This window comes from Streptosporangium carneum (genome assembly GCF_027922005.1).
Lineage (GTDB): Bacteria > Actinomycetota > Actinomycetes > Streptosporangiales > Streptosporangiaceae > Streptosporangium > Streptosporangium carneum.
Map to the genome: position 1 here is coordinate 917,702 of NZ_BSEV01000001.1, position 19,524 is coordinate 937,225.

Genomic DNA, 19,524 nt, shown 5'->3' on the forward strand with positions numbered 1-19,524 from the left:
CGATGTCAGGCTCGAACGCGCCCTCCCCTCCCGTCGCGCGTCCGGGCGGGAATCGGGACGGGCGTGGAGCGCGGGGGAGGGCATGGGGGAGGTCGCGGGCCCTCCTGCCAGGGCTGACCGGCACGCTGCCAGGGCTGACCGGCACGCACGTCAACCGCGTGGTGCTGGTCGTCGCCGCCGCCGTGCTGGTGGTCGGCATCGGGTTCGGCACGGGGTACCGCTCCTCCCAGGCCGCCTTCGGCGACGGAAGCGCGTATTTACAGAAGGGCGGGTCGGTCGTCCACGTCAACGCCGATAACCAGAGCGTGGACGCGCAAACCGCGAAAAACCTTGCAAGTGGTGATGAAACCCTTGAAGTAGTACAGGTTGGTCCGGACTCCGTATATGTCGTCAACAACGACACAGGTGAGGTGACCCGCCTGCCCACGGCGACGCTGGCGGCCGAACAGGTCGAGCGCCGTCCCGCCTCGAAGGGGGAGCTCGACGTCGTGACCGGCGGCGGCCAGACCTACCTGGTCGACGCCAAGACCGGCACCCTGAGCAAGCTGGAGGGCAAGGGGGCCGGGCCGGGGCAGGTCGCCGTCCCCGCGCCGGTCACCGGAGCGGTCGTCGACTCCAAAGGCACCGCGTGGGCCTACGCGCCCGCCAGCGGCGAACTCCTGGAGATCGTCGACGGCAGGGTCGCCAACCGGCAGCGGGTGGCGGAGCCGGGTGAGCGCGCCGCGCTGACGCTGGTCGCGGACGCCCCGGTGCTCTACCGGGAGGAGACCGGCGAGGCCGGGCTGTACGGCTCAGGCGGGCTGCGCCGCCAGCTCCACCTGGACGCCCAGCACGGCGTCGTCGCCGCACCCGGCGCGTCGGGCACGACGCTGGCGGTCGTCGTGCCCGGCGGCCGCGTCCTGGTGACCGGTGACTTCGCCTCCGACGCCGTCAGGAAGGTCGAGCTGCCGGGACGCGGCAGCCACGCCTTCGGGCCGCCGGTCGTCCACCGTGGGCGGGTGTACGTCCCCGACTTCACCGTGCACCGGGTGCTGGTGGTCGAACCCGTCACGGGAGAGGTCTCCTCGGTGCAGGTCCCCGGCTCCTCGGACGACTTCCAGCTCGTCTCGCGCGACGACCGGGTCTGGGTCAGCGACCCCTACAGCCGGATCGTGATGGCCTTCGACTCCACGGGCAGGAAAACCTCCATCGACGTCGGCGACGGCCGGGGGGTCGCCGACAAGCCGCTCACGACGCCGACCCCCACGCCGTCCGCCGTCTCGACGCCGACCCCCGCCTCGACCCCCAGCCACGTCTCCGCTCCGCCCCCGCCGGTCATCACGGCCACGAGACGCGGCCCCACTCCCCGGAGCACGGGGAAACCCCCCGTCGCCAAGCCGAGCCGTACGGCCGAGCCCGAACTGGAGACGGTCCCCGACCTCGTGGGGCTCGACCGGGAGGAGGCCTGCGCGCGGCTGCGGCCGAACCTGCGCTGCAGCGCCGTGGCTCAGCCGGACGGTGAGGGCGAGACGGGCAAGGTGATCTCGAGTGACCCGGCGGCGGGCGAGCGCGTCGAGCGGGGCGCCGTGGTCGCCGTCGTCTACCGGGGACCCGCCACCGTGCCCAACCTCGTCGGGATGCCCGCGACGCAGGCCTGCGCGGCCCTGCAGCAGGCCAGGCTCACCTGCCGCGAGCAGGACCAGGGGCTGGCCGCGACCGCCGCCCAGATCGGGGTCGTGACCACCCAGGAGCCGAAGGCCGGCGCCCAGGCCGCCACGGGCACCGCCGTCGTCGTCGGCCGCCCCTCGCAGGTCCAGGTCGGCTCGTACGTCAACCAGTCGGTGGACGCGGCGTGCGCGGCGGTCCAGCAGGCGGGGCTCACCTGTGTCCAGCGGGAGGCGGGCCAGGGCGCCCCGGCACGAGTCGTGCAGGCCCAGAGCCCGGCGGCGGGAACCGGTCTGGCCGCGGGCGGCACGGTCACCGTCGACTTCCTGGGCGACCCCGCCGTCCCCGACGTGCGGGGCCAGACGCCCGACGCCGCCTGCCAGGCGCTGCGCGCGGCCAAGCTGGAGTGCGCGCCCAACGACAACGCCCAGACGCAGGACGTCAACAAGGTGCTGGCGCAGGACCCGGCCCCCGGCACCCGTGTGCAGGCGGGCAAGGCCGTCTCCTACACCTTCGAGAGCACCGCGCCGGTCACGCTGAACCGCTTCAAGTCACCGGCGCCCAACCGCGCCAACCACCTGTCGATCGGCGGCGGCCCCGCGGGATGGTCGGCCCAGTCCTCCCTTGGCCGCGTCTACCCGCAGGACCAGGCCGGTTCGATCGCCGGGCTCGCCGTGGTCCACCAGTTCCGCTGCGCGAAGGCGGGCTGTGCCGAGCCGGGCAGCTACTACTTCTCGACGAACCCGGCGGAGAGCGCTGGATTCGTCCGTGAGGGGCCCGCCTTCGCCTGCTTCCAGGACGCGGTCGCGGGCACCCGTGAACTGCACGCTCTCATGAACGGCCAGGGCACCTGGGTGTGGGCGGTCCCGGGGACCGGGGAGTGGAACCAGTTCACGAGCACGGGCTTCAGCGACAGGTTCCGCGTCTGCAACATCTGGTGACGCGTCCGCCCGGGCCGTGGCCGCACCGGTGACTCGTGGTCCGCGGTCCGTGGCTCGTCGTCACGGACCGCAGGCTGCGGGCCACGGTCGCTCCCACCTCCCTGGCCTGCGGCTTCGGCCGTGAAAAATCTTGCATCAAGCGCTTATCTGCATCTGTTGCAATTCTTCCCTTGGTGCGGTTTTCTGGAGGAGAGCATGAGCGTCCCACTTCAGAGGAGCACGCCGTGAACGAAGCCGAAAGCGGCCCCGTAACGCTTTCCGTGAACCGTCAGAACACCTTCGAGCCGCCCCAGGAGCTGACGCGCTGGCGGCACGAAGCGCCGATCCGTCGCATGACCTACGCCGACGGGCATCTCGGCTGGCTGGTGACGAGTCACTCCGCCGTCCGCTCGGTCCTGGCCGACAACCGCTTCAGCACCCGCCCGGACCTTCAGCACCCCGCTCTGCCGTACCTGATCCGGCAGCGGCAGCTGCCGCTGCCCGCGGGCTTCTTCCTGCGCATGGACCCGCCCGACCACACGCGCTACCGGAGGCTGCTGACCGGACAGTTCACCGTCCGCCGCATGAAGCAGCTCGAACCCGGGATCGAGAAGATCGTCGCCGAACGGCTGGACGAGATGGAGCGCCGGGGGCCGTCCCTGGACCTCGTGGAGTCGTTCGCGTTGCCGATCCCCTCCCTGGTGATCTGCGAGCTGCTCGGCGTCCCCTACGCCGATCACGACCGGTTCCAGGGAGACTCGGCGGTGATCGTCAGTCGTGAGGAGACGATGGAGCGCAAGCAGGCCGCGGTCGCCGACCTGCTCGCCTACCTTCACGACCTGGTGCGCCGCAAGCGCGCCGAACCGGCCGACGACCTGCTCAGCGGCCTGGCGGAGGGCGGAGAGCTGACGGACGAGGAGCTCACGGGGGTCGCGTTGCTCCTGCTCGTCGCGGGACACGAGACGACGGCGAACATGATCGCGCTGGGCGTCTTCGCGCTGCTGTCCAACCCCCCGCAGCTGGCAGCGCTGCGTGACGACCCCTCCCTGGCGGCGAGCACCGTCGAGGAGCTGCTGCGTTACCTCAGCATCGTCGACTTCACGGTCAGGGCCGCGCTGGAGGACGTGGAGCTGGAAGGGCAGACGATCAGAGCGGGCGAGACCGTGACGGTCTCGATCCCCGCCGCCAACCACGACCCCGAGCGGTTCGACGGGCCGGGGGCCCTCGACGTCACCCGGAACGCCACCGGCCACCTGTCCTTCGGGCACGGCATCCACCAGTGCCTCGGTCAGCAGCTCGCCCGCAACGAGATGCGCCTGGCCATCCCCGCCCTGCTGGAACGCCTGCCGGGGCTGCGCCTCGCCGTGCCTCCCGAGGAGGTCCCGATGCGCTCGGACATGGCCATCTACGGCGTGCACCGGCTGCCGGTCACCTGGTAGGCGACGGGCCTCGCGCGAATCGCGGCGACCGGGGAGCGTGTCCGCCCCGTCCCGTGCCGCGCGAGGCCCGGTCCGCCGCCGGGCCGTCCTCCGACCTCCGATCCCAAAAGATAACCCCATAGGGGGTATTCATGGGTTATAAATGAGGACGGCCGTCGAGCAGCACGTTCGCACCGTTCGTGAGCCGTCGCCGGCCCCGCCAGGCCCGATCCTCGGGCTGGGCGGAGCACGAGCCGTTCGCGCCGGATCGCGGCCGTCAGGGGCGGGATCCGCTGCGGTCGCCGAAAGGATCACGTGGTGAAGCGCGTACTGCTGCTGGCGACCGGCGACGTCATCGCCTACTCCAGCCGCCCAGGCCGTTCGGGAATCGCCACGGGCGCGCGTCTGCTGGAGACCGTTCCCCCGGACGCCCTGGCGGCCGAGGTGGTGGTCGAGGACGTGCTGGCCGAGCCCAGCTGGGACACCTCGCCCTCGACCATGCTGCTGCTGGCCCGCAGGGCTCGCGCGGCCATCCTGGACCAGGGGTTCGACGGTGTCGTGATCACTCACGGCACCGACACCATGGAGGAGACCGCCTTCCTCGTCGACCTGCTCGCGGGCAGGGCCGCGCGGCAGGGCGCGATCGTCCTGACCGGCGCGATGCGTCCGCTGGACGACCTGTCCGCCGACGGACCGCGAAACCTGGCCTCGTCCCTCCGTGCCGCCGCCGACCCCGCGCTGCGCGGAGCGGGGGTCGTCGTGTGCGTCAACGACGAACTGCACGCGGCCCGGTGGGCCACCGTGGTCGACGCCGCGAACGTGTCGGCGTTCTCCTCGGCCCCCCATCCCGTGCTGGGGCGCGTGATCGACGGACGGGTGGAGCTGTCGGCCACCCCGCCGGGCAGGCCGCCCACGGTGGCGGGAGACCCCGAGTCGGACGTCGCCCTGATCAAGACCTACCCGGGCATGGACTCCGCGCTGCTCACCGCCGCCGTGGACGCGGGCGCCCGGGGCGTCGTGCTTGAGGGGACCGGGATGGCCAACGTGCCGGTCAGCCTGTTCACGACGATCATCGAGCTGACCGAGTGGGGGATCCCGGTCGTCGTCGCCTCCCGCAGCCGCACCGGCCCCGTCTCCCTGGAGGATCTGCCCTTCGGAATGGGTCTCGCCGCCAAGATGGGGGCGATCGGAGCACGCGGCCTCGCCCCCGCGAAGGCGCGCGTGGCCCTGATGGTCGCCCTCGGGACGGGCGGGGTCGAGGCCGTCCGCGACTGGTTCGCCAGACTCTGATCCGGGTCTCCGGGACCCGAAGCCGAGGTCCCGGTTCCCGACGCCGGCCTCTCCGCGGCGCCTCTACTTGAGGGGGTCGTGACCCCAGTTCATCAGGGAGTGTCTCCAGCGGGTCTCCCTGACGTCGCCTGAAGGGCGCTGTGCGAGGTGGCGGTGGACGTAGCCGGTCACCTTCCGCATGTGAGCGTAGTCGTCGTCGGACAGGTCGCCCTTGCGCTTGCGCAGGATCTCCGTGATTCGGCGGCCCGACTCATGGCCCGTCGACTCGTCGCCTCCCGACCTGTCCCCGACGGCCTTCGACTCGTCCGTGCCCAGCCAGTGCTCCAGCTCCCCGGCTGTCATGTTGACCGCCTCGTCGAAGTCCGCGGCGACCTGTCGCCTGTCCTCGGTCATGTCACACTCCTCCTCCGTGGTGCGGAGGCTCCCGGCGGCGTCGCGCACACGTCCTCGTCTACCCGGTCGGACCTGCGCCTCAGGGCCGGCGCGGCTCACTTGACCCCAACCTTCCCCAGAAAGGGGGAGACACGTACGTGAAAGGGGGAGGCGCGTGCGTCGTCACACCCGCGAGCTTGACGTGAACAAAGGTTCAAGTTCCAGGCTGGTCCCAGGAAGTCGTCGACGACGAAGGAGACCCCTGATGATCCTGGTCACCGGAGCGACCGGCAAGGTCGGCCGAAGCCTCGTGTCCCAGCTGAACGACGCGGGTGTCGCCGTGCGCGCGCTGGCTCGCACCCCGGAAACCGCCGACCTGCCGGACGGCGTCGAGGTCGCACAGGGCGACCTGTCGACGCCGGACACGCTGGACAAGGCCCTGGACGGAGTCGACTCCGTCTTCCTCGTCTGGCCCGGCCTTCCTGCCGAGTTCGCGCCCCCCGTTCTGGACGTGGTCGGCGGGCACGCCCGCCGACTCGTCTACCTCTCCTCCCACGGGGTGCCCGACGACGACGTCGAGCGGGAAACCGATCCGATCACCGGGTTCCACACCGCCGTCGAGCGCGCGGTCCAGCGGACCGGGCTGGAGTGGACCTTCCTGCGGGCGGGCGGGTTCGCGTCCAACACCCTGGGCTGGGCGGCGCAGATCCGCGCGGACGGCGTCGTGCGGTGGCCGTACGGCGAGGCGGGCAGGTCGCTGATCCATGAACAGGACATCGCGGCGGTCGCGGTCCGCGCGCTCACCGACGACGGGCACGCCGGGGCGAAGCACCATCTGACCGGCCCCCAGACGTTGACCCAGGTCGAGCAGGTGCGCGTCATCGGCGAAGTGATCGGCAGGCCGCTGCGGTGGGAGGAGGTCGCGCCGGAGGCCGCGAGGGAGCGGATGCTCGCCGAGGGATGGCCCCCGGCGTTCGTCGACGGCGCGCTCGACGCCTGGGCCGGGATGGTGACGCGGCCCGAAGCGGTCTCACCGGCGGTCGAGGAGATCACCGGGGCGCCCGCGCGCACCTTCCGCGAGTGGGTGACCGACCACGCGGCCTCCTTCCGCTGAGCACCGCCGTACCCGCCCGAGCCCTCGAGCCTTTGAGCTCCTGGGACCCCGAGTCCTTCGGACTCCGGCAGCCCCGAGTCCCCGAGCCTCTGAGACCCCGAGTTCCTGGGAGCCCGAGTTCCCGAGCCTCTGAGACCCCGAGCTCCTGGGAGCCCGAGTTCCCGAGTCCTGGGCTCGGACGGCGGGTGCTGAGGCCCAGGACGGGGCTCGGGAACGCCGGGTCACTGCTCGTCGTCCAGCTTGCGCGTGTCGCGAGGCTCGACGTAGGGCTCCTCGTCCGCAGGCTGTCCCGCCTTCATCGCGCGTTCGCGGGCGAGTTCGGCGTCGAACTCCAGCCCGAGCAGCACGGCGATGTTGGAGATCCACAGCCAGATCAGGAAGACGACGACGCTCGCCAGCGCCGCGTAGGTCTTGCTGTAGGAGCTGAAGTTGGTCACGTAGAACCCGAACGCGGCCGACGCGACGATCCACAGGACGACGGCCAGGAGGCTGCCGGGGGTCAGCCAGCGGAACCCGGGCTGCTCGACGTTGGGCGCGGCCCAGTACAGCAGGGCCAGGACCAGCGCCACCATGAGCACCAGGATCGGCCATTTGACGACGCTCCAGACGGCGACGGCGGTCTGGCCCACCCCCAGAAGCCTCCCCGCCCGCTCGGCCAGGTCTCCGGTGAACACGACGGCGACCGCGCCGACCGCCATCATGACGATCAGCAGGGCGGTGATGGCCACGCGCAGCGGCAGCGTCTTCCAGATGGGCCTGCCTTCCCGCATCTCGTACACGACGTTGCCGACCCGCATGAAGGCCCCCACGTAACCGGAGGCCGACCAGAGCGCGACGACGATGCCCAGGACGGCGGCGAACCCGGCGGCTCCCTGACTGCCCTGGAGCGCCTGGACGACGGTGTTGAGGGTCTGGCGGGCCGGTCCCGGCGCCAGCGCGCTCAGGTTGTCGATGAGCGTCTGGGTGGCCGAGGCGCCGAACAGGCCGAGCAGCGAGATCACGGCCAGCAGGGCCGGAAAGATCGACAGCACCGCGTAGTAGGTGAGGGCGGCGGCCCAGTCGCTGAGGTTGTCCCCCTGGAACTCCTTGACCGTCCGCTTGAGCACCCTCCACCACGACCGCTTCGGCAGGTCGGTCGGGCTGTCGGGGGCGTTCGCGTCCTCCGGGGGCCGGTCGTGCTCTTTCGCCGGGGAAGGGGCCTTGTCGTGACCCCGTTCTCTCAGCCGGTGGCGGACGTCCTCGGAGTCCGCTTCCCCCGCCGGACGCCGGGTGTCGCGCTGCGATATGTGTCGAGTGTCGTGACGTGACATGTGATGCACCACTTCGAGCGGGCCACCGCCGCCCCCGGCGGAGGCGGCGGTGGCGGTGGCGTTGTCGGACTGTCAGGAGCCGAAGGTGGAACGGCCCTGGTCGGTCACCTGCTGGGCCTGGTCGCGAGCCTGCTGCCCGGTGTTCCTCGCCGCCTCGGTCGCGGTCTCCTTGACGTGCTGGGCGGCGTCCTGGGCGAAGCCCCTGGCCTCCTGGCCCAGCTGCTGGGCCGACTCCTGAACCGCTTCCCTGATCGGCTCGATCACGTCGCCGGCCTGCTCCTTGAGCTGGGTGGCGGCCCGTTCCTCGGTCTCGGTGCCGGGAATGAGGGTGGCCGCCAGCAGTCCGGCGCCGAAGGCGATCAGCCCGGCCGCCAGCGGGTTGCCCTGCGTGCTGCGCATCGCCTGTTCCGGAGCCTCCTTGACGATTCCCACTGCCTGCTGCGTTCCATGCCTGACGGCGTCGGTCGCCTCGAGCGCGGTGTCGCGGACCGTGCCCGCCGCGCTCGCGGCGGTGTCCCGCACGCCTCCCGCCACCTGTCCGGCCTGGTGCTTCGCGTGGTGGGCGGCGTGGCTCGGCGTGCCCATCACCCGCTCGCGCACCGAACGCACCGTCTGGCGTACCCGGTTGGTACGGCGCTGCACGATCCGTGACGGACTGGTCCGGTCGGCCAGCCGGTCGACGTCGTAGGCCAGCTCCGCCCGGGTGGCGGCGATCTCGTTCCTTATTTCCTCAGGTCCCGCGCCCATCGCGCATCCTCCTTGAGCGTTTCGACGGTCTGCTCCGGCATCGGTGACACCTGCTTCATCCGGGTGCGGCCGGTCGTGAACAGCACCCCGGCGATCGCGGCCCATATGACCGCGACGACGAGCGCGGCCCAGCCCAGGCCCATCACCTCGCCCAGGCCGAACATCACCGCCAGCGTCACGAACAGGGCCACCATGTGGCCGGCGACCCCGGCGCCGCCGAGCATCCCGGCGGCCTTGCCCGCCTTGGTCGCCTCCTGGCGGATCTCGACCTTGGCGAGCTCCAGCTCCTGCCGGAACAGCTTCGACAGGTCCTCGCCGATCTCACCGACCAGCTCCCCCAGCGACGGCTCGTGCGGCGCGGGGCTGGGATAGCTCATCGCCGTTCACCTCCCCAGCCCCCGGTCGCGGGCGGCTCCTCGACCGGCGGGTACGACGAGGCGGGCCGGGTGCCGGTTCCGAGGGACGCCAGCGGGTCCGCGACGCCGCTGTAGCCCTGTCCGGTGCTCGAGGAGGACCCTCCGACGCCCGTTCCCGGGTAGGAACCGGGGCCTGTGGGGTCCGGGTAGGTCTGTCCGGTGGAGTAGGGCTGCCCCGTGCCCGTCGTGGTGGGGTACGCCTGCCCGGTGCCGGAGGAGCTGTCGGGGTATGTCTGCCCGGTGCCGGAGGAGCTCTGCGTCGCGCCGGTGGTCGCCTTGGCGATCCGCCCGGCCAGGAAGCCTGCGGCCGCGGCCGCCGCGAGGAACACCCCGGGACGGCGGCGGGCGAAGGTCTGAACCTCCTGCACCACTCCTGCCAGCCCGTGCCGCTCCAGATAGTCGGCCGCCTGGTGTCCCCTGTTCGCGACCTGCTGGACCACTCCGTTGACCGGGGAGTCGGGTTTGGCCGCCTCACTCATCGAGTTCAGCTCGTCGGCCCACTGGCGGATGCCCTGCGCGGCGCGCCTGCTCTGCTCCCGCGCCTGCTCGCCCGCGCGCTCGCGCAGTTGCCCGACCGCCTGGCGTGCCTGCTCCCTGGCCTCGGCCGCCACTGCCTGCGCCTGATCTTTGGCGGTTTCCGCCACCTCTCCGACCGCGGCCTTTCCCTGCTGCGCGGTCGCCTGTAGTCCCCCGCTCTGCCCCGCGCCCCGGTCAGGGCCGGTGGGATACTCACTCATCGATGCCTCCAAAGATTGCGCATCTGGATTGCCCCAGCGCTACCCCTGCGCCTTGTTTCCACGCGTAAATCCGCCAAAAAGGCAACAAAAGGCCTCAAAAATGGGCGCTAACCACGGGATTCCTTGATCTTTTCGTCAGGGGGTCCCGGCCTTCACGCCTGCCGCGTCCGCCCTGCCCGTGCGCCCGTGTCCCGTCCGCGACCGCCGTGGTTCCGCTGTTCCCGCTGCGCCCTCGCGGGTTTCGCCGCCTGGCAGGGGGTGAACGGACGTGGTGTCGAAGGGGGCGTCATGAATGACCGATAGGACTGCCCCCGAGGTGATGAGGAAAACGATGTCGTGGATCTTTTGCCGCGACAGCACGCGCTGATCCGGGGTCTTTCGATGAAGTCGAGAAAGCGCCCGCCGGTGAGCGCGCCGAGCCGTTCCAGCGGCCGGTGCGGCTGCCGGCCGTGCACGAGACGGTTGAGAGGGGAACCCCGACCCGGCGACGCTCACATCGGCCGTCGTGCGCCTGGACGGACCGCTGAAGACGAGAAAACTTAGATGTGACCTGAAATGTCGGCGTCCTATGGTGCCGGTATGGAACAGACCACCACGACAGACGGCCACGTGGACCGCAGGGCGTTGGCGGCGGTGGGCGTCACCGTGCTGCTGTGGGCCTCGGCCTTCGTGGCCATCCGGAGCGCCGCCCAGTACTTCAGCCCCGGAGCCCTGGCCCTGGGCCGCCTGCTCGCGGGCTCGGCGGTCCTCGGGGTCATCTGGCTGGCACGGCGCGAGGGCCTGCCGCCCCGTGCCGCGTGGCCCGGCATCCTGGGATCGGGAGTCCTGTGGTTCGGCCTCTACATGGTCGCCCTCAACTGGGGCGAGCACGAGGTGGACGCGGGCACCGCGGCCATGCTCGTCACCATCGGCCCCGTGCTGATCGCGCTTCTCGGCGGCTGGCTGCTCAAAGAGGGTTTTCCGCCCCGCCTGATGATCGGGATGGCGGTCTCGTTCGCCGGGGCCGTCGTGGTGGGGATCTCCATGGCGGACGGCGGCGGCGCGTCGGCGTCGGACGGCGGAGGCACGTCCGTCCTCGGAGTCCTGCTCTGCCTGCTCGCGGCCGTGACGTACGCCGCGGGTGTGGTCTGCCAGAAACCCGCCCTGCGGCACGGTTCCGCCCTGCAGGTCACCACCTTCGGCTGTTTCGTCGGTACGGCGGCCTGCCTGCCGTTCGCGGGACAGCTGGTCTCGCAGGTCGCCGCCGCCCCGTTGCCCGCGACGCTGAACGTCGTCTACCTGGGCGTCTTCCCGACAGCCCTGGCGTTCACCACCTGGGCCTACGCGCTGGCCCGCACCACCGCGGGCAAGATGGGCGCCACGAGCTATGTCGTCCCCGCCCTGGTGGTCCTGATGTCATGGGTCGTCCTGAGCGAGGTACCCGCCTGGCTGACCCTCGCCGGCGGCCTGCTGTGTCTCGTGGGTGTGGCCGTCTCGCGGGGAGGGGGACGGCGAGCCCCCAAGGGGGCCGCCCCGGCCTCTGACACGGTGGTCCCGCCCTCTTCGGAGAGCACGCGTCCCCGGTAACGTGAGATCCACTACGTGATCCACGAGGGATGGCGGCCGTTCCGCTCCCTCGGGCGACTCGGGGGGACGCGGATGCGAGACCAGACAATCAGTGACTTTCTCGACCGGTTGGCCGCCCGGGTGCCCGCGCCGGGCGGGGGCGCGTCCGCGGCCCTGCACGGCGCGCAGGCCGCCGCGCTGCTGGGGATGGTGGCCCGCTACAGCGACGGCCGGAAACACGCCGAACACGAGCGGGTGATCGGGCGCGTTCTCGCCGAGGCGGACGCCCTGCGGGACGAGGCGCTCCAGCTCGCGGAGGACGACGCGGCGGCGTTCACGTCGGTCACCGACGCCTACCGGCTGCCCAAGGCGACCGAGGAGGAGAGAGCGACCCGCTCGGCGGCGATCGCCGAGGCGCTGGTCGCCGCCGCAGGGCCTCCGGCCAGGACCATCGACGTCGCGCGACGCCTGGTCGGGCTCGCGGAGGAACTGCTGCCCGTCGGCAACCGCAACGTCATCACCGACGTGGCCGCGGCCACGGAGGCGGCCAGGGCCGCGGCGACCACCGCCCGGGTCAACGTCGAGATCAACCTCGCGGGCATCGGGGACGAACGGATCCGCGCCGAGTTGGCCGGGCGGGCGGCAGGAGTGGACGAGATCGCCGACAGGGCCGAGAGGGTCACCGCCGCCGTGCGTGAGGAGATCGCCAAATGAGCGCCGAGGCAGTGAGAGGCGGGGAAGCGTCGGCGGGGAGGTCGCCGGACGAGGTACGGCAGAGCGGAGAGACGCAGGCCGGACAGCCGCAGGGCGGACAGCCGCAGGCCGGACAGCCGCAGGGCGGACAGCCGCAGGGCGGACAGCCGCAGGGCGGACAGCCGCAGGCCGGACAGCCGCAGGGCGGACAGCCGCAGGCCGGACAGCCGCGGGGCGGACAGCCGCGGGGCGGAGAGCTGTCGGGCAGGGAGCAGGCCGCGGCCATCCGGGCGGACGTCGCGGAGCGGGCCGCCAGGCTCACGGCCGAAGGCCGCCCTCCGAGGCTCGCCGTGGTCACGGCCACCGAGGACGAGGCCAGCGCCTGGTACGTGCGTTCCATCGTGAACGCGGCGGGCAAGGTCGGCATCGAGTGCGACGTGGTCGACCTCGGCCCGCAGGCGTCCCCCGAGGAGATCCGCGGCCGTCTGGAGGCGCTGAGCGCGGACGACCACGTGAACGGGATCATCCTGCAGACCCCGCTTCCCAGCGGCGCGAAGCTGGAGGACCTGGCCTCGGGCATCGCCCCCGCCAAGGACGTCGACGGCGCCAACCCGCTCTCCCTGGGCCGCCTGGCCGCGGGGCTTCCCGCCTTCGCGCCCGCGACCGCCGAGGCCGTGGTGAGGATCCTGGAGCACCACGGCGTGGAGGTGGCCGGTCGCCACGCGGTCGTGGTCGGCCGTTCCACGGTGGTCGGCAAGCCCGCCGCCCACCTGCTGCTGGACCGCAACGCCACGGTGACGGTGTGCCATTCGCGCACCGCGGACCTGGCGGCCGTGACCGTCACGGGCGACATCCTGGTCGCCGCCGTCGGCAGGGCGGGGCTCATCACCCCCGAGCACGTCAGACCAGGAGCCGTGGTGGTGGACGTGGGAACGAACCAGGCGGAGGACGGCAGCCTCGTCGGCGACGTCGATCCGGCGGCGGCCGCCAGGGCCTCGGCGATGACGCCGGTGCCGGGAGGCGTCGGGCCGGTGACCACCGCCCTGCTCCTGCTGCACACCGTGCGGGCCGCCGGGGGGTAGCGCCCCCGCCGGGAGGCGTTCACGGGGTGAGAGACGGCGCGTGATCACATGTTCTGACCGTGAAGATAATTCATGGTTAACCCATAGAGATAGTAGATTTACCAGGGACCCGCCCAGAGGTCGCCGATCATCGGCTCCTGCCATCGGGGAGGACCTTCGGATGCACGTCACGGCCCGCAGTGACTACGCCATACGCGCGATGCTGGTCATCGCGGCGCATGATCCCGCGTCGGTCACCGCAGAGACCCTGGCTCATGCCCAGCAGATTCCCCCGAGTTTTCTGCGGGGCATCCTGACCGACCTGCGTCGGGCCAACCTCGTCTTCGCCCAGCGGGGCAACGAGGGCGGCTTCACACTCGCCAGGAGAGCGGAGGCCATATTCGTCGGCGACGTCCTGCGAGCGGTCGGCGGAGGCTTCACCTCCGTGCGGGGGTTCCCCACCGCCGACATCGTCTACTTCGGCGAAGCGGCGCCGTTGCGCGCCGTGTGGCTGGACGTCGAGGCCTCCATCGGGGCGGTCGTCGACAGCGTCAGCCTCGCCACCCTCCTCGCCCCTCAGGCCGAGATCTCACAACAGCAGACGGCCTGAGACCGGCGGCACCGGATCCCAGCACGGTGGCCGTGTGTCTTCGCGGTTGCCCGGGGCGGTGTCCGCGCCCGGTGTGGTGGCCGTGTGCCTTCGCGGCGTTCGCGGTCGTCCGGGGTGTGGGTGTGGTGAGCGGTCGTGTGGGGCGGTGTCCGCGCCCGGTGTGGTGGCCGTGTGTCTTCGCGGCGTTCGCGGTCGTCCGGGCGCCGGTACGGCGAGCGGTCGAGCGGGGCGGGTCGGCGCCGGTGGGCGGCGCTCGACCCGGTGGGCGTTCGTGGTCGCAGCCCCGGCGGGAGGCCGGTGGTCGGCGGCCTCACCCTTGGGGCGACCGGCGACCGGCCGGTGGGGGTGGGGTGCCGGGGCGGATGGGGCCGTCAGACGGGGATGGAGACGCCGAGGCCGCCGCGGGTCTGCGCGCCGTACCGCTCCTTCTCCCTGGCGAGGTCGAGCGGCTTGATGCCGCTGCGTCCCTGCAGCGTCTCCTCGGTCAGCAGGTCGGCCGGGACCAGCCAGGACACCTCGAACTCCAGCCCGTCGGGGTCCTTGGCGTACAGGGCCTTGGTCGTGGAGTGGTCGGAGGCGCCGACCAGTGAGTCCAGCTCGGTGAGCTTGACCGCGATCCGCTCCAGCTCCTCCAGGGTGTCGACCTCCCAGGCGAGGTGGTAGAGCCCGACGGTCGAGCGCCCCGCGCCGGAGGGGCCCGCCTGGGCTCCCAGCTCGAACAGGCCGAGGTCGTGGTCGTTCGTGGAGCCCGAGGCCTGCAGGAACGCCGCGCCCCTGCCGCCCATGACGACCCTGAAGCCGAGGGCCTCCTGGTAGAAGGCGACGCTGCGTTCGACGTCGCGCACGAACAGTACCGCGTGGTTGAGTCGTTGGACCGGCACGTTTCCTCCCCTGAAACTTGAACTCTCAAGTACGCTACCCTCATATGCTTGAGAGTTCAAGTAAGGTGGGTTACGTGACCCGATGGCTGGACGACGACGAGCAGCGGGCGTGGCGTGCGTTCATGGGGGCCTCGCAGCTCGTCCAGGAGGAGCTGGATCGGCAGCTCCAGCGGGACTCCGGCATGCCGCACGCCTATTACGCGATCCTGGTGAAGCTGTCCGAGGCCCCGGAGCGCATGCTGCGGATGAGCGAGCTGGCCGCCGAGCTCAGCTCCTCGCAGAGCAGGCTCTCGCACGCGGTCGCCCGCCTCGAGGAACGGGGCTGGGTGCGGCGCGAGCCGTGCGCGGCCGACAAGCGGGTGAGCTGGGCGGTGCTCACCGAGCGAGGGCTCACGGTGCTCGCCGCCGCCGCGCCCGGCCACGTGGAGGCCGTACGGCAGAGCCTGTTCGACCTGCTCGACCCCGAGCAGGTCCGCCGGCTCACCGAGATCTGCACGGCGGTGTTGGACAGGGCGAAAGCCGGCGGAGCGGGGGAACCGGGGCGGCGGAAGGGCTGAACGCAGGGACGGCGAGGCGGCGGAAAGGCTGAACGTCGGGGTCTGTCGGAGGGGCGTGGGCCCGGGGCCTGTGCCGGGGCACCGCGTGGCTGCGCCCCCATCCTCATCAGGCGGCTGATCAGCGCCTTCGCCGAGCGGAGACCCTCACGGGCGCAGGCGGCCCGGGACCGGTTGCGGGTCCTGACCCGACAGGGAGACCACGGAGACGGGGCGGAGAGTCGAACAGGGCGGGAATCCGAGCGGGTCTCCCCCCGGACGTCGGCGGTCCGTCGTACCGTTGCCCCCGACCATTCGGCTCAACAGGGGGATGCGGACATGGCGGAGAGTTCTCTGATGCGGGCGAACGGCGAGCATGAGGCGAACCGCGCGCTCTTCGGGGTCGTTCACGAGGTCGCGGTGGGATACGCCGGGGCGGACGTGCCCCTGGTGATGGCCGTGCTCCGGAGGCGGCTGTCCGGCGTGCCGGGCATGGACGACCACGGGCTCAGGCGGATCGCCGAGGAGATCAACGTGGGCCGGGACCCCTCCGGCCTGTAGGGCCCGGCCTCGGCGGTGCGGGCGCGGGTTCCAGCTGGCCGGTGCGGACGTGGGTGACGCTTCAGGTGGTGCTGGGAAGGGTCGTGGGCGGGCGGTGTGTCAGGCGGTGTCGGAACGGGGCGCGGGCGGTTCGGCGGGCACGGGTTCCGGCCGGGCGGTGTGGGCGCGGGCGGTGTGTCAGGCGGTGCCGGGGCGGGTCGTGGTCAGGTGGGCTCCGGGGTCGGCGATGATTCGGTGGATGACCTGTCCGGCCGCGCCCAGGGTCGCGGCGGCGCCGCCGAGGCGGGAGACGCCGAGGCCGGGCACGGCCTGGCGCGTCCCGGCCAGCCTGGCGGTCAGCATGTCGCGGGTCCTGCCGCCGATCCAGGGGAAGAGCGGGGCGAAGATGCCGCCGAGCACGATCGCTCCCGGGTCCGTCAGGCGCACCGCGGAGGTGAGGGCGACACCGAGGGCCTGTCCGGCGCGGTCGCAGGCCCGCAACGCGGTCGTCTCGCCGCCTCTGAGGCGTTCCACCAGCTCGGGGATCCCGCCGAGGACGTCCGCGGCCTTCAACAGCGCCTCCTGGCCGGCGTACTGCTCCAGGCAGCCCCTGCCGCCGCAGTGGCAGGCGGGGCCGCCGGGGGAGACGATCACATGGCCGAGCTCCCCCGCGTGGCCGCGGGCGCCCCTGAACAGGGCGCCGCCGACCACCAGCCCGGCGCCGATGTTCGCCTCGCCGGACACGTGGAGGAAGTCGTCGTGCCCGGAGCCGAACCAGAGCTCGCCCAGCGCGGCGAGGTTGGCCTCGTTCTCCACGGTCACGGGGAAGTCCAGCAGATCGCCCACACGGACGTCGCGCCAGCCGAGGTTCGGGGCGGCGCGCAGCAGCCCGTCGTCCACGGGGCCGGGGACCGCGAGGGTCGATCCGGCGATGACAAGTCCCTTCGAACGCGCTTCGTCCACAGCCCTGTGGGCAAGTTTCCGCAGGTGATGAAGAGTTTCCACAGGAGAGGTGGATCGGTTGTCCACAGCCTGTGTACGGCGCAGCCGCACCGAGAGCGTGAGGTCGACGACGCACGCGGACAGGTGGTCCACGCCGATCTCCAGGCCGAGTGCCGCGACGCGGTCCCCGCTGAGGCTGACCGCCGTGCCGGGACGTCCCCGTTCGCCCTCCCTGAGCGCGCCCGACTCCACGACCATGCCCCCGCCGAGCAGGTCGCCGACCATCTTGGACACGGTCGTCTTGGTCAGCCCGGTGATCTCCGCCAGCGCCGCGCGGGTGATCGGCCCGCTCCTGCGGATCTCATGGAGCACCACGCCGAGGTTGCGTGCCCGCATCGAGTCATGGCGTACGGCCTGCGTCATGAACCCCTCACTCCCTGACGATCCCACCTCGTGGGATCATGTTAAGTCCAGAAGATGGATTAAAACGGGAGACGCAGATGGCGCTCGTCGCCGGGGTCGACTCCTCGACCCAGAGTTGCAAGGTGGTGATCAGGGACGTCGAGACCGGCGCCCTGGTACGGCACGGCCGCGCGGCCCATCCCGGCGGGACGGAGGTCCATCCCGACGTCTGGTGGGCGGCGCTCCTGGCGGCGGTCGAGAGCGCGGGAGGCCTCGACGACGTCGCGGCGCTGAGCGTCGCCGCCCAGCAGCACGGCATGGTCTGCCTGGACGCGACAGGGGAGGTCGTGCGGGACGCCCTGCTGTGGAACGACACCCGCTCGGCCGGAGCCGCCAGGGACCTGGTCGCCGAGCTCGGCGGGCCGCGGAGGTGGGCCGAGGCGGTCGGCAGCGTGCCGGTCGCGGCGTTCACGGTCGCCAAGCTTCGCTGGCTGGCCGAACACGAGCCGGGCAACGCCCGCCGTACCGCGAGCGTCTGTCTGCCGCACGACTGGCTCACCTGGCGGCTCGGCGGCCCCGCCGGAGACGGCGGCGGTAGAGATGGCGGAGAGCTCGTCACGGATCGGGGCGACGCCTCGGGGACCGGGTACTGGTCGCCCGCGACGGGTTCCTACCGGACCGACCTCCTTGAGGCGGCCTTCGGTGCGGTCCCCGGACTGCCGCGGGTGCTGGGGCCGAGGGAGCAGGCGGGGGAGTTGCGCGCGTTCGGCGCGGGAGAGGCGGGCCGCGTCCCGCTCGCGCCGGGGACCGGGGACAACATGGCGGCCGCGCTCGGGGTCGGGGCCGAACCAGGGGACGTGGTCGTCTCGATCGGGACGTCGGGCACGGCGTTCGCGGTCGCGGCGACCCCGAGCGCCGACCCCGGCGGCGCGGTGGCCGGGTTCGCCGACGCCACGGGGCGCTTCCTGCCGCTGGTGTGCACGCTCAACGCGGCCAGGGTGCTCGACGCCGCGGCCAGGCTGCTCGGAGTCGACCCCGAAGGGCTCGACCGGCTCGCCCTCGAGGCTCCCGCGGGCGCGGGCGGCCTCGTCTGCGTGCCGTACCTGGAGGGGGAGCGCACCCCGAACCTCCCCGACGCGACCGGATCGCTGCACGGCCTGACCCTGGGCACCTCTACCCCGGCCCACCTGGCCAGGGCCGCGGTGGAGGGCATGCTGTGCCACCTGGCCGACGCCTTCGACGCCCTGGGCCTCGATCCGGCCAGGGTGCTGCTCGTCGGCGGCGGGGCCAGGTCGCGGGCGGTGCGGGGGATCGCCCCCGCGGTCTTCGGGCGGCCGGTGGTCGTGCCCCAGCCCGGGGAGTACGTCGCGGACGGAGCGGCGAGGCAGGCCGCCTGGCTGCTCGCCGGGGGCGACGAGCCCCCGCTCTGGGAGACGGGCGGGGCCGAGCGCTTCGAGGCGGACGCGACCCCGGATGTCAGGGCCCGCTACGCGGAGGTCCGCGACACGAGGTTCCACGACGCGTAGCCCGCCTTCTCCATGCGCTTCCGGAGAGATCCGACGGGGGACACTCCGTTCGACTCAGGGGTGGGTCAGGGTCGGGTCAGGGTGTGGCCGGATGTGTCAGGGGTACTTCGGCGGACAGTCTTGGACCATGCTCGCGTTGAAGAGGCTCTACCCGCTGATCGCCTGTTCCGGCATCGCGGTGGCCGTCGTGGCCATGATCGTCGGTCAGGTCGCCTCGGCTCCCCGCCCGGACGCGCTCGACCTGACGATCGGTGAGTACGCCGCCGTCGAGGGCAGTGGGGCGACCGAGTTGGCCATGGCGTCGCTGGCGATCGCCTCCCTCGCGCTGGTCGCGGGGCTGCGGGCGGCCAGGGCGCCGCTGGGGACGATGGTCGAGCGGCTGATGCTGGTGTGGAGCGCGGCGCTGACCGTCATGGCGCTCGTGCCCGCGGGCGTGCCCGGCTCCGCGCCGGGGCTGACCGACCGGATGCACGGTTACGCCTCGGTCGTGGTGTTCTTCGCCCTGCCCGCCGCCGGGGCGCTGATGGTCACGCGTCTGGGGGAGGACGAGCGGTGGCGGGCGGTCGCGAGGCCGGTGGAGTGGCTGGCGCTGGCCTGCGGGTTCGGGCTGGTCGCGGTCACCTACGTGGCGCTTCCGGGTGACCGGATGCTCATCGGGCTCGCGGAGCGGGCGCTGCTCGTCGCCGAGATCGCCCTGGTCGCGGTGCTCGCCGTACGGCTGGCGCACCTGAACCGGGTGCGGGGCGCGGCCCGTGCCTCTCGCGCCGCTCTGGGCTGACTTGTCATTTTCCTTTACTACTTCATGACATGTCACAAATAGGAT

General features: G+C 72.2%; 19 protein-coding genes. 12 read left to right on the plus strand and 7 right to left on the minus strand.

Going from position 1 to position 19,524, the window contains the following annotated elements; translation table 11 throughout:
* Positions 1-2 precede the first annotated feature (2 nt).
* The 3 genes from PKF00_RS04605 (at position 3) to PKF00_RS04615 (ending at position 5,272) form a co-directional block, all read left to right on the plus strand.
* Positions 3-2,585: a PASTA domain-containing protein gene (locus tag PKF00_RS04605; RefSeq protein WP_271216064.1), complete on the plus strand. Its 2,583-nt coding sequence runs from the start codon at positions 3-5 to the stop codon at positions 2,583-2,585.
* A 224-nt stretch (positions 2,586-2,809) separates the two neighbouring features.
* A complete protein-coding gene (locus PKF00_RS04610) occupies positions 2,810-4,003 on the plus strand; it encodes a cytochrome P450 (protein WP_271216065.1) in 1,194 nt (397 codons plus the stop codon).
* A gap of 297 nt (positions 4,004-4,300) precedes the next feature.
* Positions 4,301-5,272: an asparaginase gene (locus PKF00_RS04615; protein ID WP_271216066.1), complete on the plus strand. Its 972-nt coding sequence runs from the start codon at positions 4,301-4,303 to the stop codon at positions 5,270-5,272.
* A gap of 63 nt (positions 5,273-5,335) precedes the next feature.
* Here the strand turns inward: PKF00_RS04615 and PKF00_RS04620 are convergent, their stop codons facing one another.
* On the minus strand, positions 5,336-5,665 hold the full coding sequence (locus tag PKF00_RS04620) for a DUF3140 domain-containing protein (RefSeq protein WP_271216067.1): 330 nt from the start codon (positions 5,663-5,665) through the stop codon (positions 5,336-5,338).
* A gap of 244 nt (positions 5,666-5,909) precedes the next feature.
* Between PKF00_RS04620 and PKF00_RS04625 the strand changes: the two genes are divergently transcribed.
* Positions 5,910-6,758: an NAD(P)H-binding protein gene (locus PKF00_RS04625; protein WP_271216068.1), complete on the plus strand. Its 849-nt coding sequence runs from the start codon at positions 5,910-5,912 to the stop codon at positions 6,756-6,758.
* Positions 6,759-6,979: 221 nt separating this feature from the next.
* Here the strand turns inward: PKF00_RS04625 and PKF00_RS04630 are convergent, their stop codons facing one another.
* The 4 genes from PKF00_RS04630 to PKF00_RS04645 all read right to left on the minus strand — a co-directional run bounded on the left by PKF00_RS04630 (position 6,980) and on the right by PKF00_RS04645 (position 9,968).
* Positions 6,980-8,068, minus strand: a complete 1,089-nt coding sequence (locus PKF00_RS04630) for a YihY/virulence factor BrkB family protein (protein ID WP_271216069.1) — start codon at positions 8,066-8,068, stop codon at positions 6,980-6,982.
* A 72-nt stretch (positions 8,069-8,140) separates the two neighbouring features.
* On the minus strand, positions 8,141-8,815 hold the full coding sequence (locus tag PKF00_RS04635) for a DUF3618 domain-containing protein (protein WP_271216070.1): 675 nt from the start codon (positions 8,813-8,815) through the stop codon (positions 8,141-8,143).
* A complete protein-coding gene (locus tag PKF00_RS04640) occupies positions 8,791-9,192 on the minus strand; it encodes a phage holin family protein (RefSeq protein WP_271216071.1) in 402 nt (133 codons plus the stop codon). Before PKF00_RS04640 ends, PKF00_RS04635 begins: the two co-directional genes overlap by 25 nt.
* Complete coding sequence (locus tag PKF00_RS04645) at positions 9,189-9,968, minus strand: ATP synthase subunit B family protein (RefSeq protein ID WP_271216072.1); 780 nt, start codon at positions 9,966-9,968, stop codon at positions 9,189-9,191. The genes PKF00_RS04640 and PKF00_RS04645 overlap by 4 nt, the downstream gene beginning before the upstream one ends.
* 579 nt (positions 9,969-10,547) lie before the next feature.
* On the opposite strand from PKF00_RS04645, the gene PKF00_RS04650 reads away from it, so the two are divergent.
* The 4 genes from PKF00_RS04650 (at position 10,548) to PKF00_RS04665 (ending at position 13,877) form a co-directional block, all read left to right on the plus strand.
* Entirely contained in the window at positions 10,548-11,534 is a 987-nt protein-coding gene (locus PKF00_RS04650; RefSeq protein WP_271216073.1) for a DMT family transporter, read from the plus strand.
* Between the two features lie 72 nt (positions 11,535-11,606).
* Positions 11,607-12,227 carry a cyclodeaminase/cyclohydrolase family protein gene (locus PKF00_RS04655; protein ID WP_271216074.1) on the plus strand — a complete coding sequence of 207 codons (621 nt, stop codon included), beginning with the start codon at positions 11,607-11,609 and terminating at the stop codon, positions 12,225-12,227.
* Positions 12,224-13,288, plus strand: coding sequence for a bifunctional 5,10-methylenetetrahydrofolate dehydrogenase/5,10-methenyltetrahydrofolate cyclohydrolase (locus PKF00_RS04660; protein WP_271216075.1), 1,065 nt, complete (start codon positions 12,224-12,226; stop codon positions 13,286-13,288). The genes PKF00_RS04655 and PKF00_RS04660 overlap by 4 nt, the downstream gene beginning before the upstream one ends.
* Positions 13,289-13,448: 160 nt before the next feature.
* Positions 13,449-13,877 carry an RrF2 family transcriptional regulator gene (locus PKF00_RS04665; RefSeq protein WP_271216076.1) on the plus strand — a complete coding sequence of 143 codons (429 nt, stop codon included), beginning with the start codon at positions 13,449-13,451 and terminating at the stop codon, positions 13,875-13,877.
* 371 nt (positions 13,878-14,248) lie between these two features.
* On the opposite strand, the gene PKF00_RS04670 is transcribed toward PKF00_RS04665, so the two are convergent.
* A complete protein-coding gene (locus tag PKF00_RS04670) occupies positions 14,249-14,758 on the minus strand; it encodes a VOC family protein (RefSeq protein WP_271216077.1) in 510 nt (169 codons plus the stop codon).
* Between the two features lie 74 nt (positions 14,759-14,832).
* Here PKF00_RS04670 and PKF00_RS04675 point away from each other — a divergent pair, with 74 nt between their 5' ends.
* Both PKF00_RS04675 and PKF00_RS04680 read left to right on the plus strand, forming a co-directional pair.
* Positions 14,833-15,315, plus strand: a complete 483-nt coding sequence (locus tag PKF00_RS04675; protein WP_271216078.1) for a MarR family winged helix-turn-helix transcriptional regulator — start codon at positions 14,833-14,835, stop codon at positions 15,313-15,315.
* Between the two features lie 315 nt (positions 15,316-15,630).
* Positions 15,631-15,852, plus strand: a complete 222-nt coding sequence (locus PKF00_RS04680) for a hypothetical protein (protein WP_271216079.1) — start codon at positions 15,631-15,633, stop codon at positions 15,850-15,852.
* A gap of 177 nt (positions 15,853-16,029) precedes the next feature.
* On the opposite strand, the gene PKF00_RS04685 is transcribed toward PKF00_RS04680, so the two are convergent.
* Positions 16,030-17,196: an ROK family transcriptional regulator gene (locus PKF00_RS04685; protein ID WP_271216080.1), complete on the minus strand. Its 1,167-nt coding sequence runs from the start codon at positions 17,194-17,196 to the stop codon at positions 16,030-16,032.
* A 77-nt stretch (positions 17,197-17,273) separates the two neighbouring features.
* Here PKF00_RS04685 and xylB point away from each other — a divergent pair, with 77 nt between their 5' ends.
* Both xylB and PKF00_RS04695 read left to right on the plus strand, forming a co-directional pair.
* Positions 17,274-18,701: a xylulokinase gene (xylB, locus tag PKF00_RS04690; protein ID WP_271216081.1), complete on the plus strand. Its 1,428-nt coding sequence runs from the start codon at positions 17,274-17,276 to the stop codon at positions 18,699-18,701.
* Positions 18,702-18,828: 127 nt separating this feature from the next.
* On the plus strand, positions 18,829-19,479 hold the full coding sequence (locus PKF00_RS04695) for a DUF998 domain-containing protein (protein WP_271216082.1): 651 nt from the start codon (positions 18,829-18,831) through the stop codon (positions 19,477-19,479).
* The last annotated feature ends 45 nt before the right edge of the window (positions 19,480-19,524 follow it).

Bases quoted from the DNA above. Each gene is read 5' to 3' on its own strand.
- PKF00_RS04605 (WP_271216064.1), top strand. From the start codon at position 3: ATGTCAGGCTCGAACGCGCCCTCCCCTCCCGTCGCGCGTCCGGGCGGG.
- PKF00_RS04620 (WP_271216067.1), bottom strand. From the start codon at position 5,665: ATGACCGAGGACAGGCGACAGGTCGCCGCGGACTTCGACGAGGCGGTC.
- PKF00_RS04625 (WP_271216068.1), top strand. From the start codon at position 5,910: ATGATCCTGGTCACCGGAGCGACCGGCAAGGTCGGCCGAAGCCTCGTG.
- PKF00_RS04630 (WP_271216069.1), bottom strand. From the start codon at position 8,068: ATGTCACGTCACGACACTCGACACATATCGCAGCGCGACACCCGGCGT.
- PKF00_RS04635 (WP_271216070.1), bottom strand. From the start codon at position 8,815: ATGGGCGCGGGACCTGAGGAAATAAGGAACGAGATCGCCGCCACCCGG.
- PKF00_RS04640 (WP_271216071.1), bottom strand. From the start codon at position 9,192: ATGAGCTATCCCAGCCCCGCGCCGCACGAGCCGTCGCTGGGGGAGCTG.
- PKF00_RS04645 (WP_271216072.1), bottom strand. From the start codon at position 9,968: ATGAGTGAGTATCCCACCGGCCCTGACCGGGGCGCGGGGCAGAGCGGG.
- PKF00_RS04650 (WP_271216073.1), top strand. From the start codon at position 10,548: ATGGAACAGACCACCACGACAGACGGCCACGTGGACCGCAGGGCGTTG.
- PKF00_RS04655 (WP_271216074.1), top strand. From the start codon at position 11,607: ATGCGAGACCAGACAATCAGTGACTTTCTCGACCGGTTGGCCGCCCGG.
- PKF00_RS04660 (WP_271216075.1), top strand. From the start codon at position 12,224: ATGAGCGCCGAGGCAGTGAGAGGCGGGGAAGCGTCGGCGGGGAGGTCG.
- PKF00_RS04665 (WP_271216076.1), top strand. From the start codon at position 13,449: ATGCACGTCACGGCCCGCAGTGACTACGCCATACGCGCGATGCTGGTC.
- PKF00_RS04680 (WP_271216079.1), top strand. From the start codon at position 15,631: ATGGCGGAGAGTTCTCTGATGCGGGCGAACGGCGAGCATGAGGCGAAC.
- PKF00_RS04685 (WP_271216080.1), bottom strand. From the start codon at position 17,196: ATGACGCAGGCCGTACGCCATGACTCGATGCGGGCACGCAACCTCGGC.
- xylB (WP_271216081.1), top strand. From the start codon at position 17,274: ATGGCGCTCGTCGCCGGGGTCGACTCCTCGACCCAGAGTTGCAAGGTG.
- PKF00_RS04695 (WP_271216082.1), top strand. From the start codon at position 18,829: ATGCTCGCGTTGAAGAGGCTCTACCCGCTGATCGCCTGTTCCGGCATC.